Source organism: Rhizobium sp. L43 (genome assembly GCF_002531725.1).
Taxonomy (GTDB): domain Bacteria; phylum Pseudomonadota; class Alphaproteobacteria; order Rhizobiales; family Rhizobiaceae; genus Rhizobium.
The window spans coordinates 67235-83063 of sequence record NZ_NWSQ01000011.1; the positions used below are offsets into that span (position 1 = coordinate 67235).

The 15829-nt window shown below is 62.1% G+C and carries 12 protein-coding genes and 1 tRNA gene; 8 read left to right on the forward strand and 5 right to left on the reverse strand.

What is annotated here, in order from left to right; genetic code table 11:
- Positions 1 to 499: 499 nt before the first annotated feature.
- On the forward strand, positions 500 to 1702 hold the full coding sequence (locus CO667_RS15985; protein ID WP_097619297.1) for a TCR/Tet family MFS transporter: 1203 nt from the start codon (positions 500 to 502) through the stop codon (positions 1700 to 1702).
- Here the strand turns inward: CO667_RS15985 and CO667_RS15990 are convergent.
- From CO667_RS15990 to CO667_RS16005, 4 genes are all read right to left on the reverse strand, one after another.
- Positions 1694 to 2758, reverse strand: coding sequence for a dipeptidase (locus tag CO667_RS15990; protein WP_097619298.1), 1065 nt, complete (start codon positions 2756 to 2758; stop codon positions 1694 to 1696). The genes CO667_RS15985 and CO667_RS15990 overlap by 9 nt on opposite strands.
- Before the next feature lie 350 nt (positions 2759 to 3108).
- The gene (locus CO667_RS15995) at positions 3109 to 6504 is read right to left on the reverse strand and encodes an acyl-[ACP]--phospholipid O-acyltransferase (protein WP_097619299.1); all 3396 of its coding nucleotides are present in this window, start codon (positions 6502 to 6504) and stop codon (positions 3109 to 3111) included.
- A 93-nt stretch (positions 6505 to 6597) separates the two neighbouring features.
- Positions 6598 to 6879, reverse strand: a complete 282-nt coding sequence (locus tag CO667_RS16000) for a YiaA/YiaB family inner membrane protein (RefSeq protein ID WP_003557239.1) — start codon at positions 6877 to 6879, stop codon at positions 6598 to 6600.
- Between the two features lie 49 nt (positions 6880 to 6928).
- Positions 6929 to 7615 carry a PspA/IM30 family protein gene (locus CO667_RS16005; RefSeq protein WP_097619300.1) on the reverse strand — a complete coding sequence of 229 codons (687 nt, stop codon included), beginning with the start codon at positions 7613 to 7615 and terminating at the stop codon, positions 6929 to 6931.
- A 111-nt stretch (positions 7616 to 7726) separates the two neighbouring features.
- On the opposite strand from CO667_RS16005, the gene CO667_RS16010 reads away from it, so the two are divergent.
- The 4 genes from CO667_RS16010 (at position 7727) to CO667_RS16030 (ending at position 11756) form a co-directional block, all read left to right on the forward strand.
- The gene (locus CO667_RS16010; RefSeq protein WP_097619301.1) at positions 7727 to 8335 is read left to right on the forward strand and encodes a TetR/AcrR family transcriptional regulator; all 609 of its coding nucleotides are present in this window, start codon (positions 7727 to 7729) and stop codon (positions 8333 to 8335) included.
- 816 nt (positions 8336 to 9151) lie between these two features.
- Positions 9152 to 9931, forward strand: a complete 780-nt coding sequence (locus CO667_RS16020; protein WP_097619302.1) for an SDR family NAD(P)-dependent oxidoreductase — start codon at positions 9152 to 9154, stop codon at positions 9929 to 9931.
- Positions 9932 to 10283: 352 nt separating this feature from the next.
- Positions 10284 to 10961, forward strand: coding sequence for a HipA family kinase (locus tag CO667_RS16025; RefSeq protein ID WP_097619303.1), 678 nt, complete (start codon positions 10284 to 10286; stop codon positions 10959 to 10961).
- 3 nt (positions 10962 to 10964) lie between these two features.
- Positions 10965 to 11756: a DUF3037 domain-containing protein gene (locus tag CO667_RS16030; RefSeq protein ID WP_097619304.1), complete on the forward strand. Its 792-nt coding sequence runs from the start codon at positions 10965 to 10967 to the stop codon at positions 11754 to 11756.
- Positions 11757 to 12126: 370 nt separating this feature from the next.
- Here the strand turns inward: CO667_RS16030 and CO667_RS16035 are convergent.
- A tRNA-Gln gene (locus CO667_RS16035) sits at positions 12127 to 12200 on the reverse strand.
- 162 nt (positions 12201 to 12362) lie between these two features.
- On the opposite strand from CO667_RS16035, the gene CO667_RS16040 reads away from it, so the two are divergent.
- Genes CO667_RS16040 through CO667_RS16050 form a run of 3 tightly spaced genes read left to right on the forward strand, consistent with a single transcriptional unit; the run spans position 12363 to position 15481 of the window.
- The gene (locus CO667_RS16040) at positions 12363 to 13274 is read left to right on the forward strand and encodes an MBL fold metallo-hydrolase (protein WP_097619305.1); all 912 of its coding nucleotides are present in this window, start codon (positions 12363 to 12365) and stop codon (positions 13272 to 13274) included.
- Between the two features lie 30 nt (positions 13275 to 13304).
- Positions 13305 to 13763 (forward strand): DCC1-like thiol-disulfide oxidoreductase family protein, encoded by a 459-nt coding sequence (locus CO667_RS16045; protein WP_097619306.1) that lies wholly within the window; start codon positions 13305 to 13307, stop codon positions 13761 to 13763.
- Positions 13760 to 15481, forward strand: coding sequence for a DUF4166 domain-containing protein (locus CO667_RS16050; protein ID WP_097619307.1), 1722 nt, complete (start codon positions 13760 to 13762; stop codon positions 15479 to 15481). The genes CO667_RS16045 and CO667_RS16050 overlap by 4 nt, the downstream gene beginning before the upstream one ends.
- Positions 15482 to 15829 lie beyond the last annotated feature (348 nt).

Here is a 15829-nt window from a genome sequence, read left to right on the forward strand (position 1 = left end):
CGTTTGGCAGCCCCTCATCCGCCTGCCGGCACCTTCTCCCGCTCGCGGGGCGAAGGGACCATGCCGCAAGCTCTCCGTCCCACGCCGACCTTTCGCAGGGCACGTCCCCTCGCCCCGTTTTTACGGGGGTCCGAAGGACGGGTCGAGACGAGTGGCTCGACCCCGGTAAGGTTAGGGTGAGGGGCAGCCATTAGCGCGAACCTAACAGCCGTGGGCTTGACCTGAGGCACCCCGGCAAAAACAGGCTTGCCGCAAACCGCCGGCCGGCGTATGTCTTGCGCGTCGCGAAAAGCGACTGCCTTCCTTGATCCGCTCAGTGGCGGAGTAAACAGGTGGACGAATGGTCGTCCAGGTGGTCGAGCACACGCCATCCATGCGCTTTCCGCCATGGTTCGGCCAGCACTCCCAGAAACCAAACGCCTGACCCTGCTCAGGCCTCATCGTGAGCCGTCGGCGCGCGTTAACGGCGCTGTGCGCTCGCGTCGACCCGGAACGCACCATGACCAGATCTCTCATCGTCATCTTCACCGCCATTGTCCTCGATGCCGTCGGCATCGGCCTCATCTTCCCGATCCTGCCGTCGCTCTTGCAGGACATCACCCATGCCGAAAACGTCGCGCCCACTATCGGCACGCTGACCGCGCTTTACGCGGTGATGCAGTTCATCTTCGCGCCGGTGCTCGGGGCGCTGAGCGACCGGCTCGGCCGCCGGCCGGTGCTGCTGATTTCGCTTGCGGGCGCCGCCGTCAACTACCTGTTCCTGGCCTTCGCGCCCAATCTGCTGCTGCTGTTCGTCGGTCGGGCGATCGCCGGGCTGACCAGCGCCAATATCTCGGTCGCGACCGCTTATATCACCGACATTTCGCCGGAGGAGACGCGCGCCCGCCGCTTCGGCCTCTTCAACGCCATGTTCGGCCTCGGCTTCATCATCGGCCCGGTTCTCGGCGGCGTGCTCGGCGATCACTGGCTGCGGCTGCCTTTCATCGCCGCCGCGGCGCTGAATGGCGCCAACCTGCTGCTCGCTTTCTTCATCCTGCCGGAATCGCGCCCCGGCAGCCGCGAAAAGATCGCGCTGTCGACGCTCAATCCGCTGAAGCCGCTGCGCGCGGTGCTGGAGGTCAAAAGCCTGCTGCCCGTCATCATCCTCTTCTTCATCTTCAGCGCCACTGGCGAGGCCTACGGCACCTGCTGGGCGCTCTGGGGAAGCGAGGCCTTCCACTGGAGCGGGCTGTCGATCGGCCTGTCGCTCGGCGCCTTCGGCATCTGCCAGACGCTGGCCCAGGCCTTTCTTCCAGGCCCGGCCGTCAAGCTCTTCGGCGAACGCGGGGCGATCCTTGTCGGCGTCGCCGGCGTCTCGATCGCGCTCACCGTCATGGCCTTTGCCGACCGGAGCTGGATGATCTTTGCGATCATGCCGGTCTTCACGCTCGGCGGCATCGGCGTGCCGGCACTGCAGTCGCTGGCGACCCGGCAGGTCGATGAGAAAGGCCATGGCCAGTTCCAGGGCGTGCTCGCCTCGGCCGTCAGCCTCGCCTCGATCGTCGCGCCGCTTGGCTTTTCCAGCGTCTATTTCCTCGTCCGGCAGCAATGGCCGGGCGCCATCTGGCTCTCGGTCGTTGCCGTCTACGCAACCGCTGTGCCGCTGGTGCTCGTTCTCAGGCTGAAGACGTCCGATCCAGAGCGCCGCACTGGTTCACGATGACGGGCTGTTCTTCCAGGTCAGCGCGAACACGCGCAGCCAGTTGTCGAAAGCGAATTTCGACAGGCCCTGTTTGTCGAAGCCGCTGTTGCGCATCGCTTCGAACAGATGCGGCAGGCCCCTGGCGTCCTTGATGGCGCGCGGAATCACCGCGCCGTCGAAATCCGATCCCAGCGCCACCCTGTCTTCGCCGACGCGGTTGACGAGATAGTCGATATGGCGGGCGACGGCCTCGAGCGGGGTATCGTCCTTCAGGTGGCCATCGGCTCTGACGTCGTTGACCGAGAGGTTGAAGCCGATGACGCCATCGCTATCGCGGATGGCGTCGAGCTGCCTGTCGGTGAGATTGCGCGTCGACGGGCAGATGGCATGGGCGCAGGCATGGGTGACGACGAGCGGGGCGTGGCTCAGAGCCGCCACATCCCAGAATCCCTTTTCGTTCAGATGCGCGAGATCGATCATGATTCCGAGCCGATTGCAGGTCCTGACCAGCTCCTTGCCGATCTCGGTCAGCCCGGGACCGGTATCCGGCGACCTCGGATAGGCGAAGGGAACACCGGCGCCGAATATATTCGGGCGGCTCCAGACCGGCCCCAGCGAGCGCAGGCCCGCCGCATGCAGCCGATGGAGATAGTCGAATTCGCCATCCACCGCTTCGGCCCCTTCCATATGCAGCACGACGGCAAAGGCTCCCTCGGCTCTGGCGGCCGCGATCTCATCGACATCGACCGCCAGTCGCATCCGGCCATCGGAGCGGCGGATCAAGATTTCCAGCGCCAGGCGCTGTGCCTCGATCTGCCGGCGGGCATAGGCCGGATCGACGGTCTCGGCATAGATCACCTCGTAGCCGTTCTCGGTGATGATCAGATCATTTTCCGGCTGGCGCTCCGGGCCTGCATGCAGCGCAAACAACCCACCGGCCAGACCGCCCTCGCGCGCCCTCGGCAGATCGAGATGCCCGCTTTCCGACCGCGAGAGAAAATCCCGGCCGGCGGATTTATATTCCGCAATGAATTGAACCGCGTCATTGTGCCCGTCGAAGACATCGATTTCGGCCATGTCGGTTTCCTCCGGGATCAATTTTGCATGGCTGGGGAAGCTGATGCGCGGGCAACATGCAGGAGATTGCCGCATAGCCACCGCGGTGCATGGATACCCCCCTCTGCCCTGCCGGGCATCTCCCCCACAAGGAGGGAGATCGGCTGGGCTCACGGGCTTCCCCAAACAACGACCGCTGGCATCAGCGTATCGATAGAGAGAGAGAGAGAGAGAGAGAGAGAGAGAGACGAGGTGTCCGCCCCTTGCCAATCTCCCCCCTTGTGGGGTCCGAAGGACGGGTCGAGACCCGCGGCTCGACCCCGGGCTCGGCAGGGCAGAGGGGGTGCCACACGACGCCCCCGAACTTTCACCTACGCCGCCTCCTCCTTCTGAGCCGCACCCTCGGCCAGCTTGCGCGCCGCGACGAAATCCACCTTGCCGGAGCCGAGTACCGGCACCTTGCCGATATTGACCTCGGCCGGCACCATCATGTCCATGGCGCCCTTGGATTTTGCGAAGGCGAGGAATTCGGCGCGGGTGGCTGTGGGGGCGTCGGTCAGGAGCACCAGGCGCTCGCCCTTCTTGGCGTCGGGCAGCGAGGAGACGACCGACAGCGCGCCCGGCCAGAGCTCGGCGGCGAGCGTCTCGACGGCGGCGAGCGAGATCATTTCGCCGCCGATCTTGGCGAAGCGTTTGGCGCGGCCGCGGATCTTGACGAAGCCGTCCTCGTCGATCGTGACGATATCGCCGGTATCGTGCCAGCCGTCGATCAGCGGCTCGAGCACGCCGGGCTTTTCGGCGCGGAGGTAACCGGCCATGACATTGGCGCCGCGCACATGCAGCCGGCCGCCCTCATCGATGCCGGGCACCGGTTCGAGCTTCCATTCCATGCCCGGCAGGATTTTGCCGACCGTGCCCGACTTGTTGTACATCGGCGTGTTGATCGAAATCACCGGTGCCGTCTCGGTGACGCCGTAACCTTCCAGGATGCGCAGGCCGAATTTTTCTATATAGGTCTGGCGGGTCGAGGCCTTCACCGGCTCGGCGCCGGAGAAGATATAGCGGATCGAGCGGAAATCGTAGGGATGGGCCGTCCTCGAATAGCCGTTGAGGAAGGTATCGGTGCCGAAGATGATCGTGGCGTTGGAGACATAGATCAGCTCCGGCACGATGCGGTAATGCAGCGGCGACGGATAGAAATAGACCGGCACGCCCGAGATCAACGGCAGCACCGTGCCGGCCGTCAGCCCGAAGGAATGGAAAACGGGCAGGATGTTGAACACCTTGTCGCCGCTATGGAAATCGATGCGGGCGGCGGCCTGGGCGGCGTTCGACAGGATGTTGCGGTGGGTCAGCACCACACCCTTCGGCGTGCCCTCGGAGCCCGAGGTGAAGAGGATCACCGCCGGATCATCCGGCCGGCGCTTGACGAGCGGCCGCGCCTTGCGGAGATACCCGAGGATCTTGTCCTTGAGGCCGATTTCGGCGCGGAGATCATCGAGCCAGACGATCTTCACCTGCTTTTCCATCTCCTCGATCACGGCACCGAGCTTGGCCTGGGTGACGAAGGCGCGTGAGGTCAGCACATGTTTGACTTCGGCGGCCTTGCAGGCGGAGAGGATATTGGCGGCACCCGCGGTGAAGTTCAGCATCGCCGGCACCTTGCCCGCCGTCATCACGCCGAGCAGCGTGGCGGCCGCACCATTGGCATTCGGCAGCATGACGCCGAGGTTGGTTTCCGGGAAGCGGGCGCGGAATTTGGCGCCGAGCACGGCAGCCCCGGTGAGGAGCTTGCCATAGGTCAGCCGGCCGGTGACCGGATCTTCGACGGCGAGCTTGCCCATGCCGAATTCGCCACCTGCCTGAATGACGCGGTCGAGCACGGTGGAAGAGGTATCGGCAGTCTGGAACAGCAGGTTCGACATCACCTGATAAAGGGCGGCACCCGCCGCCGTGCGGCGCTTGCGGCCTTTCAGCTCCGGCGGCACTTCGAGCTTCACCGGTTCGAGAATGGTGACCTTGACCTTGGGGAACAGCCGGCGGCGGATCTTGCCGTTATCGAGATAGGAGAGATAGCTCTTCTCCAGCCCGTCGATCTTCACCGGCACGACCATCGAGCCTGTTTTGTCGGCGACCATGGCGGCGCCATCATAGACCTTCATCAGCGTGCCGGTCACCGTCAGGCGGCCCTCGGGGAAGATGCCGATCGGGTTGCCATCCTGCACCACCTTGATCAGCGAACGTGTCGCCATCGGCTTTGTCGGGTCAAGCGGCAGGAATTTGCACATTTTCAGGAAAGGCCGAACCCACCAGGCCTGGGCGATCTTGTAATCGACGGCAAAGGTGGGCTCTTCCTCGGTGATGGCAAGCGCCAAGGCGCCATCGAGCAGGCTGACATGGTTCAGCGCGATGATCGGCGCGCGGCCGGCCTTCTTGATATTCTCAAGGCCTTCGACCTCCAGCCGCATGAAGGCGCGGAACAGGATCGAGATGAAATCGCGGAAGGGATTGGTCGGCAGCGTCTTCAGCATCAGCCAGGCGACAGCAAAATTGATGATGCCGAGGCCGATCAGAATCTGCGGAATGGAAGCGCCGAGCGCCTGGACGACGGCAACCAGGCCGAGGCCGACGGTGATGAACAGGGCAGAGAGCACATTGGCGGCACCGATGACGCGGGCGCGGCGGTCCTCATGCGCCCAGGTCTGCAGGGCGGCGAAGGTCGGCACGGCGATGAAAGCGCCTGCTATCGCCATGCCGGCGAGATCGATGGCGACGCGGATGGTATTCTCTCCGGCAAAGAAACCGCCAATCGTCGTCGCATGACTTGTGGAAGCCAAGCCCCAGAGGTTCCAGGCGAGATCGAGGCTGAAGAGGCCGAGCAGCGCCGTGCCGACAGGGGCCGGCAGCAGCACAATGCGGCCGGATGACATCCAGGCGGCAATGGCCGAACCGACGGCAACGGCAATGGCAAAGACGGTGAGATAGGCCGGCACGACGAGCTCGGAACCGCCGAGCAGCTCGGTGACCATGGTCGGCAGGATGGAGAGCACGAAGGCGCCGACCAGCCAGAACCAGCAGTTCATCAGCGCCGAACGCCACAGCCGTTTGTCCTGACGGATTTCCATGACGAGGGTGTAGCTGGAGCGGATGACATTGCGGTCGATCTGAAGATCCGGCGCCTTGGAGCCGGTGGGCGGGATCATCCGGCTGGCCAGCCAGCAGAGCACCGAAAGCCCCATCATCATCGTGCCGAAGATCAGCACATTGTCGCCGCCGGAGAAGGCGAAGGCGGCGATGATCGTGCCGGCGAGGATGGCGATGAAGGTGCCACCCTCGATCCAGGCATTGGCCTTCGGCAGGTCGCGGCGCTCGAGATGATCGGGCAGGATGCCGTATTTGATCGGCCCGAACAGCGCCGAGACGACGCCGAAGCCGAACAGCGCCGCCATCAGCACGAAGATGGAGGAAAACGCGAGGCCAACGACGGCAAGGGCGGCGACCGCGATCTCGCAGCGTTTCAGCAGTTCGGCAATTTTCGCCTTGTCGTGCTTGTCGGCGAGTTCGCCGCCGAGCGCCGAGAGCAGCAGGAAGGGCACGATCAGGATGACGCCGGCAAGCGTCACCAGGGCGGCGCCTTCACTCGCCGACATCTTGAAGAGAATGAGGAACACCAGGGTGTTCTTGAGGAAATTGTCGTTGAAGGCCGTCAGGAACTGAGTCCAGAACAGCGGCGCGAATTTCCTGGAGGTCATCAGATTGTGTTGCACGGGCTCGTCCTTCTTTCGACTGGCAGAGAAGGCCACAGAGTTGTTACGCAAAAGTTGAATGCGGTAACAACTCTGCGCTGTGGTTAACCAAGATCAATCTTCATCGTTACGATTGAACTTGACCAGGAGTTTCTCGGTGCGGGCATCCTCAACCTTGCGGATCAGCTTCTCGGATTCGGCATTGTCGCGCAGCGTCTTGGTGATATTCACCGTGGTCTGCACCAGCATCAGAATGCCCATGGCGAGATAGCCTTTGCCCCAGAGATCGAGCGGCATCATGTAGAGGCCAAGCGCCAGCATGAAGGCAGCCGAGCCGAAGGAGATGTAGGAGAAGCTGACCCAGCTTGAGGAATGTTTCTGGAAACTGTCGTTCATATCAGTGGTCCCTATGGTTCGATGGATGAATGGTTGGATGGATGCGATCTTAAGCAGCGGGCGTGATGCGGCTCTTCAGCCGCGCCAGCACATCATCGGCGGATGAGCGCAGCGGCGCGCCGAAGCCGGCATTGGCAAGCTTTTCGATGATTCCGGCCGGGCGGATGGCGCCTTCCATGTCCTTCAGGGCGGCGGCCGTCAGCTCATTCTGGCTCTGGCGCAGGCGAAGGCGCGCCAGGGTCTCCTCGGCATCGTCGAGCGTGGCAAAGCCCGGACCGGCGACGACAACATCAAGCTTCTGCGCCTCTTGCGTCGCCCGCGCCAGCCGCTCGCCGCGCTGCAGCTCCTGCAGCCGAGCCTCGGAGGCACGGACGATGCCCTTCAGCTTGTCGATCGCTTGGGTGAACTGGGCCTGCGCCTTTTCCGATGCGTCGCGCTCGGCTTCGAGATAGGCGATCGCCTCGGCCGCCTCGCGGGCCAGCCCCTCATTGCCTTTGGTCAGCGCCGCGGAAGCGCGAATCTCGAGATCGGCGATGCGGGCAACGATCGTTGCATGCTGCCCCTTCTCCTGCTCGTTCTGGGCGATGGCGACCGCGACACTGCGCCGCGCCGACTGGATCGATTGGGCGGCATCGCGGATCTGCTGGGAAAGCAGCGGCACGGCGTGGCAGTCGGCGAAAGCCTGCTCGGCATCATGCGCCCTGCCCCGCAACAAAATGGAAATCAGTTTGAACATTTCCTTCCTCCGGTTTATGAACGTTGTTCACGAGAGGTGTTATGCCAGAATCATGAACGTCGTTCAAGATAAATTTTGAACGACGTTCAAAAAATCGAAGTGGAATGGTGAATGGCCGGTAGGCGAGAAGAAAAACGCGAAGACCTGAAGGCCCGGCTGATCGAGGCGGCGCGCGAGCGGATCGCCAGAGACGGTCTGGCGAACCTGAGGGCCCGCGATATCACCCAGGATGCCGGCTGCGCGCTCGGCGGCCTCTACACGGTCTTTTCAGACCTCGCCGAGCTGGTCATCCACGTCAACTCCGCGACGCTGAAGGCGCTGGAGGCAAGGCTGACCCTTGATAAAACCAAGGACCGGCCGCCGACCGACCGGCTGCGCAACCTGGCGCAGGGTTATCTCAGCTTCGCCGTCGAACACCGGAACCTCTGGAAGGCGCTGTTCGAGCACTTCCCGCCGGAAACCAGCCCGACGCCGCAATGGCATCTTAACGAGCACCTCTTCCTGATGGACGTGATCGCCGAACCGCTGGCCGAACTGCAACCCGACATGCCCCCCGAAGACCGCGCCATCCGCGCCCGCACCCTCTTCGGCGCGGTGCACGGCGTCGTCAGCATCAGCCTCGAAGGCCGCTTCGTCGGCCTGCCGCTGGAGCGGCTGGCGCGGGAGGTGGATGAGCTGGTGCAGACGATTGCGGCGGGAGCGGAGCGGCGGCGGGGGTGATGGTGGGCGGCGAGACCAGCCCCTCCTCCGGCTGCCGCCACCTCTGCCTGGGTCGAGCCACGTGTCTCGCCCCGTCCTTCGGCCCCCCGCCTGCGGGGCGAAGTGAGGGGCAAACATCCGCACGAACGATACAGCCAAAAATCCGCTATCAGGCAGCAACTGCCCCCAAGGCCCGCTTGGTGATCAAACGCCGTCAGGAGGCGCAAAAAAGCAGTTCATATGGTACCGTCCACCCTGTCCTATTCCATCCGCCTCAGTGGGATCGTCCGTTGGATGAAGGCAGATGTGAAAATCACCGTCTCCAGATAAAGCCTCATCTCCATAAGGGATGAGGAACAACTGGTTTCTCGTCACCAGGTGATGGTCTCCTGGATGAAGAATTACAGCGAATCCGTTGGATCCTTTCCTCACCTGAGATCGAGGTATGGCCTCGCAGTCTCCGCCGAAATCTTTGGTGTTGCAGCACGACAGCGGGTATGTCCAACCGCTTCCGGATTGGTGGGCATCGCTCTGCGCGCAAAGGCCGACCAAGACAACTGCGAAGAGCACCACGGACACTGTTGAAGGTGGGAAAGTCATCGACGCCTCCCGAACATTCCGCCCCAGAGCACAGAATTCTACGCTGATTACTCAAGCGTGGAACGGAAAACTTTTGGTGAATTCTTAGCCCCGGAACTATGGTGGCACGGGCTACCGAACAGCGCAAAAATCCGCACCTATATCGACCAAACACCGGGAACCCACACCCCAACTCCCGCATTGAGCAACCCAACGAAAGCTGATTGACTGACGCCCACCACCGCGAAGGGAAACCCCATGAGCCGTATTTTCATCACCGGTTCCACCGATGGCCTCGGCCTTGCCGCCGCCCGTACTCTCATGAAAGAGGGCCATGACGTCGTGCTGCACGCCCGCTCCAGGGAGCGCGCCTCCGCTATCTCAGAGATTTCGGCTGCGGCCCTCGGCATCGTCATCGGCGATCTCGCCAGCGCCACCGAAACGCGATCGATTGCCGAGCAGGTCAACGCCATCGGCCGCATGGACGCCGTCATCCACAATGCCGGCATCTACCTCGAGAGGAGCCGGGGCGAAACGCCTGATGGTCACGCAAAGACGCTGGCGGTGAATGTGCTTGCCCCCTATCTGCTCACCGCATGGATCGCGCGCCCCGATCGCCTGGTCTATCTCACCAGCGGCATGCACCGCAGCGGCAGCAACGCGCTTGAGGATATCGACTGGAAGAAGCGGCCATGGAACGCCAGCCAGGCCTACTCGGAAAGCAAGCTCTACATCGCAACACTCGCAGCCGCCGTCGCCCGCCATTGGCGGGATGTGCTCAGCAACGCGGTGGACCCCGGCTGGGTGCCGACAAAGATGGGCGGCGCCGGCGCGCCCGACGACCTTGAGATGGGGCACCTCACCCAGACATGGCTTGCGGCAAGTGGTGCGGGAGCTGCCAAGGTCAGCGGCCGGTATTGGTATCATCGGCAGCAGCGGGAGGCGGCGGCGGAGGTTAGTGATGCGGGGTTTCAGGAGGCGCTGGTAGGGAGGCTTGCCGGGTTGACTGGCGTTCGGCTGTTTGATGAGCGCGGGTAGGACCGGGCGATTAGCGGGCGCTGCCGCGTAACCGCTCGATGTTTGGCAACTGAGTGAACACAAACTACGTGGCCAAGGCCGATGACCGCTATAAGGGCGTCCCGAGGACGAGAAGCGGCTCAAGCAGAAGGCAGCTTTCAATTCTCTTCAGCATGCGGTTGCACTCGCCGCTTGCAACGGTAAAGTGATCGAAATCAAAGATCGAAAATCGGGGTACTAAGTGCTAGCCTGCGGCAATCTAGTCTGCCCAACAGAGATCACGCGAGAAATACAACATTTCACTTCAAGTACCAGCCCTGCGCGTGTTGCCACAGACGTAGGCGATGGGTTCATCAAATCGCTGGGAAACCCTATGGGAAATGCTGCTCTAATCTCGGAGTTGGTCGCGGCAGAGTTGGCAGTTTGGTTTGGACTAGCCGTACCTCCATTCGCGGTTGTTCATCAATGCGATATCGAGATCATTATGCGCAAGAACGGGAGGCCGATGGTCGCCCCGCTGTTTTTCTCCTCAGCAGTTGAGGGGACACCAAGGGATGGAACTGACGTGTTCCTGCGACGTCTTCGAGATAAGGACAGCGTATCAAGACTCGTCGTTTTCGATACTTGGATTAGAAACTGGGACCGTTACTACGGCGAGGACGCAAATTCGGATAACCTGTTGTACTCGCAGGCCTCCGTGCATAAGTATGATCTGGTGCCGATCGACCATTCGAACTGCTTTATCGGCGGCGATCCAACATTTCCCGATGGTCCCGCGCCAAACCATTGGATTGAAGACGCCGGCGTCTATGGCAAGTTTCCCGAGTTTGATGACTTTATCACCGCCGATGGCATTACGGGAACGCTCGACAAGCTGAAGACGTTGGATCGAAACTTCGTGACTGAAGTTGTTAACTCTGTGCCACTAGCTTGGGAGTTGGGGCCGTTAGCTCGTGTGGGATTGATCGACTTCATCTGCGCCCGCGCCACGTTCGTTGTAGACACCTTGGCGCCAAAACTGATAGACGAACCGCCGTTGCCGGGATTTTGAGCGATGAAAGAAAAGCAAGGATACTTCTCAATTATCCAGTATTCGGAGCATCCTGAACGCGCAGAATACATCAACATTGGTGTGGTCTTGTTCGCGGCAGAGGCACCGTGTGTTTTTTGCAAGTTCGGTGAGCGTCCAAAGCGGATCAAATCGGCGTTCAACGTAAACCCCGGTGTTCATTTCGAGCTTCTTCAGAACTCGCTGTATAGCAGGCTTTTTTCTGAATTTGGAAATGGCTGGAGAAGAGAAGATATCGAGAGGTTCATCTCGCAACGGTCTGGCAAAATAAGACTGTTTCCGTTGCGCTCGGTTCTCGTCAGCGATGCCAGAGTTGACTTGAACAGGATATTTTCCGAACTTGTAGGCGATATATCTTCTAAGCCTCGCAAGCAGCGCGCTAACGCCAAGCTCGCTAGCAAACTGAAAGAGTTTGGTGTCGATGCCCTGCTTGAAAGGCCAGAACCTGTATTCCTAGAAGGAGGGATCAAAATTGAAGCGCCGTTCGGTTACCAGAACGGGTCATTCAATCTCCTTCAAGGTCTATCGCTGGGTGACGAGCCAGACAAGGCGCTTAGCAAAGCAAGCCCAGCAATGATTGAGGGGAGTTTGCTATTCAGTCAGACGCTGCAAGAGAAACGTCTCGTAGTAGTGGCCGACGATGCCGAGGTCCATGAGGAGAGTTTTATATCGCTCCTTAGTTCTCAAATGGAGCAGCACAAAGTCCACTTCTACACGATGGCCGATTTACAGCCTCTCGTTACGGATATTAGGACAAATTACGCCCTTCATCATTGATGAGGGTAGCGCTATGACGGCATGGCTCTTGTGTCGACCGGGCTAGCAAGTGCTACTGCAAACTATTACAGCGGGAGCCATTGGCGGAATGTCAAACAACTGAAGCTGCATAACAATTTGTGCGCCTCGACCTCAGTATGGGGCACCAGTCTGGTTTGGCGTGGACACCATCAGATATTGGCGGCCGCCGTTTTAGGTTGCTCGTAGCCGCGGACTTCAATGAAAAGCAATTTCCCTTAGCAGCAGCTCGGCCTGAGCAAGCACCGTCTGCACGGCCTCCTGCTCCAAGTCTGGCGGAACTGTAGTCTTCGAATTATACGATGCGGTCATGAGAGCGCAAAGATCAGGAATAAAAGCGTAAAAATTAGCGTGGCTGGGGCGCCTGGATTCGAACCAGGGATGACGGTACCAAAAACCGTTGCCTTACCGCTTGGCGACGCCCCAACAGAGCTTGAGCGGAAACCGCTTGCTCAAATCGACGCCTGATTAGCAAAGCTCTTCGCCTGTCACAATGACTAAGTTTAACCCGGCGCAGATTTATGCGCTGCGCAGCACCCGCCGTCGTGATAGGAAGTGGCGACGTCATTGGCCCGAGATCATTCCTTCATGGACAGTCCCGCATTCGACCTCGCTTTCGAGCCGGCCTATGGGCAGGCCGTGCCGGTTGTTTCAGGGGTCGAGCGGGTTACAGTGAACAATCCCGGTCCTTTCACCTTTTTCGGCACCAACAGCTATATTGTCGGCGCTTCCTCGGTCGCGGTCATCGATCCCGGTCCGGAGGACGAGGCGCATTATCAAGCGCTGATGGCAGCGCTTGGCGGCCGCGCGGTGACGCATATCTTCGTCAGCCACACGCATCGCGACCACTCGCCGCTTTCCAGGCGGCTGCAGGCGGCAACGGGGGCGGAGACGGTGGGCCAAGGGCCGCACCGGCCGGCGCGGCCGCTGCGCGAGGGCGAGGTCAATCCCTTTGCCGAAAGCTCGGATATATCTTTCGTGCCCGATATCGCGCTCAGTGACGGCCAGACCCTGTCGGGCGATGGCTGGGCGCTGAGCGCGGTGCTGACGCCGGGGCACACGGCCAATCATGCGGCCTTCGCACTTGAGGGACGCGACATCCTGTTCTCCGGCGATCACGTCATGGCCTGGTCGACCTCGATCGTGGCACCCCCGGATGGTTCGATGGCGGATTACATGGAATCGCTCGACCGGCTGATGGAGCGCCAGGACCGTCTGTTGCTGCCCGGCCATGGCGGGCCGGTGACGGAGCCCTCGAGTTTCCTCAAGGCGCTAAAGGCGCATCGGCTGAAGCGCGAGCAGGCCGTGCTGGCGCGTGTCCAGGCCGGGGACAGGCAGATTGCCGAGATGGTGAAGGTGATCTATCACGATACCGATCCGAAGCTGCATGGGGCGGCCGCCCTTTCCGTGCTCGCCCATATCGAGGATCTTCTGGAGCGCGGCGAGATCGCGGCGGATGGGCCGCCTTCGCTGGCCGCCCACTACCGGCCGGCGGCATGAATATGAGGGTGGGGTCATGAGGATGGGGACATGACGATGAAGCCGCAAGCCGATTACAGCTATCGCAACGATGCCGATGTGCCCGGTTTTGCCGATGACCGGCCGCTGATCGTCTTCGATGGCGAATGCGTGTTCTGCTCCGGCTGGGTGAAATTCGCGCTGAAACATGACAAGAAGCAGCGATACCGGTTCCTCGCGGCGCAGACGCCGCTCGGCGAAGCGCTCTACCGGCATTACGGGCTGCACGCGCGCGACTATGAGACCAATATCCTGATCGAGAACGGCCGCGCCTTCTTCAAGTCCGACGGCTCGATCCGCATGGTGGCGGGCCTCGGCTTTCCCTATTCGCTGGTCAAGATTTTCCGGCTGCTGCCGCGGCGGGCGGCCGATGCGCTCTATGAATTCATCGCCCGCAACAGGCTGAAGATCGCCGGGCGGCAAAGCTGCATGGTGCCGACGCCGGAGCAGCGAAGCCGCTTCATCACATGAGCGAGGACCGGTTTTGCCTGCTCATCATCGGCGGTTACGGCACGTTTGGCGGGCGGCTTGCCCGGCTGCTTGGCGATCAACCCAGGCTGAGGCTGCTGGTTGCGGGGCGCTCGCTTGAAAAGGCTGACGATTTCGTTGCAGATCTCCGGACGCCGAAAGATGGCGCCGAGGGCCTGGGAAGCAACAATCTCGGCGCGATGGTGCAGGCCGTCAGCTTCGACCGAGACGGCGATCTCACCGAACAGCTGACGCGGCTGAGGCCTCATCTCGTCGTCGATGCCTCGGGGCCGTTCCAGACCTTCGGAGAGGATGCCTATAAGGTCGCCGAGGCCTGCATCGGCCTCGGCATCGATTATGCCGATATCGCCGACAGCACCGGCTTTGTCGCCGGCATCGGTGGGCTCGATGCGGCAGCCAAGGCAAAGGGCACCTTCGCGCTTTCAGGGCTCAGCAGCCTGCCCGCCCTCTCCTTTGCAGCACTTAATGCGATGGCGCCGCATTTCTCCCGGATCGAATCTGTATCGGCGGGCATTGCCCCGTCGGCGCATGTGCGGATCGGGCTCAATGTCATCAGAGCGATCGCCACCTATGCCGGCAGACAAGTCACGGTGCTGCGCGATGGGCAGCCGGCCGCCGGGCGCGGGCTGATCGATGCGATGCGGGTGACGGTAGCGGCGCCAGGGGCAGCACCGCTGCGCAGCCGGAAATTCCTGCTGGTGGATGCGCCGGATCTCAAGCTGCTGCCGGCCCGCTTTGCCGATCTCAAATCTAGCTTCACCGGGGTCGGAACGGAGCCGCAGCCGCTGCAGCGCTTGCTCAGCTTCTCGGCAAGGCTCGTCCACCTCCGGCTGCTGCCATCGCTGCTGCCGATTGCACGGCTGCTACAGCGCGCCAGCCACGCTTTCGCGATCGGCGAACATCGCGGCGGCATGTTCGTCCGCATCAGTGGCATCGATCACGCGGGAAAGCGGCTGTCCTGCGGTTGGCATCTGATTGCCGAAGGTGATGACGGGCCGTTCATTCCCATCATCGGCGTCGACGCGCTGGTTCGCCGGCTGCTGAGCGGTGTACGGCCGGAGAATGGTGCGCGACCGGCGGCGGGGGAATTGCAGCTTGAAGATTTCGAAGCGGCCTTCCGGCGTTTTCAGATCACGACAGGCATCCGGATGGAAAACGAGGAGACCTGTCTGCCGCTTTACCGGCGGATTCTCGGCAGCGCCTGGGAGCGGCTGCCGCCGGCCCTCGCCGCGATCCATGCCGGCGGCACCCGCCTCGCCTCCGGCCGGGCGCGGATCGAGCGCGGCGGCGGGCTGCTGGCCAGGATCGTCGCCGGGGTGATCGGCTTTCCCAAGGCGGGCGAGGATGTGCCGGTCACGGTGCGTTTCGTTGCCGATGGCGACAAGGAGATCTGGACGCGGGATTTCGGCGGCACGGTGTTCCGCAGCTGGCAGGTCGAGGGAAAGGGCCGCGACCGGCATCTGCTCACCGAGGTGTTTGGGCCGTTCCGGGTGCTGATGGCGCTGGTGCCGGATGGGGAGAAGCTGCGGCTCGTCGTGCGCGGCTGGCGGTTCTGCGGGATTCCACTGCCGATGTTTCTGGCGCCTGGCGGGGATACGTATGAGGAGGAGCGCGATGGGCGGTTCCACTTTCACGTGGAGATCGGCGGGCGGCTGACGGGGTTGGTGGTGCGGTATACGGGGTGGTTGGTGGTGGAGTGAGGGGTGCCTGTCGGTTTGCGCGGATAGCTGCCCCTCACCCTAACCTTACCGGGGTCGAGCCCAGCGAGAGCGAGCGGGGGAACGGAGAGGCTGCGGCATGTGTTCTCTTCTCCCCAGCGGGGGTCCGAAGGACGGGTCGAGACACGTGGCTCGACCCAGGTAAAGGTGGCCCGAAGGGTCGGATGGGGGGGCCACACGGCACGCCCTCTCATCCGCCATGCCGACGCGAGCGCGGTTGAAACCCGCTTTGTCGTTGTAAGGAAAGACCGGCTTCGCCGGCCCCCTCATCCGCCCCACGGGCACCTTCTCCCCGCTGGGGAGAAGAGGGAATCGAGAGGTTGCGGCCGT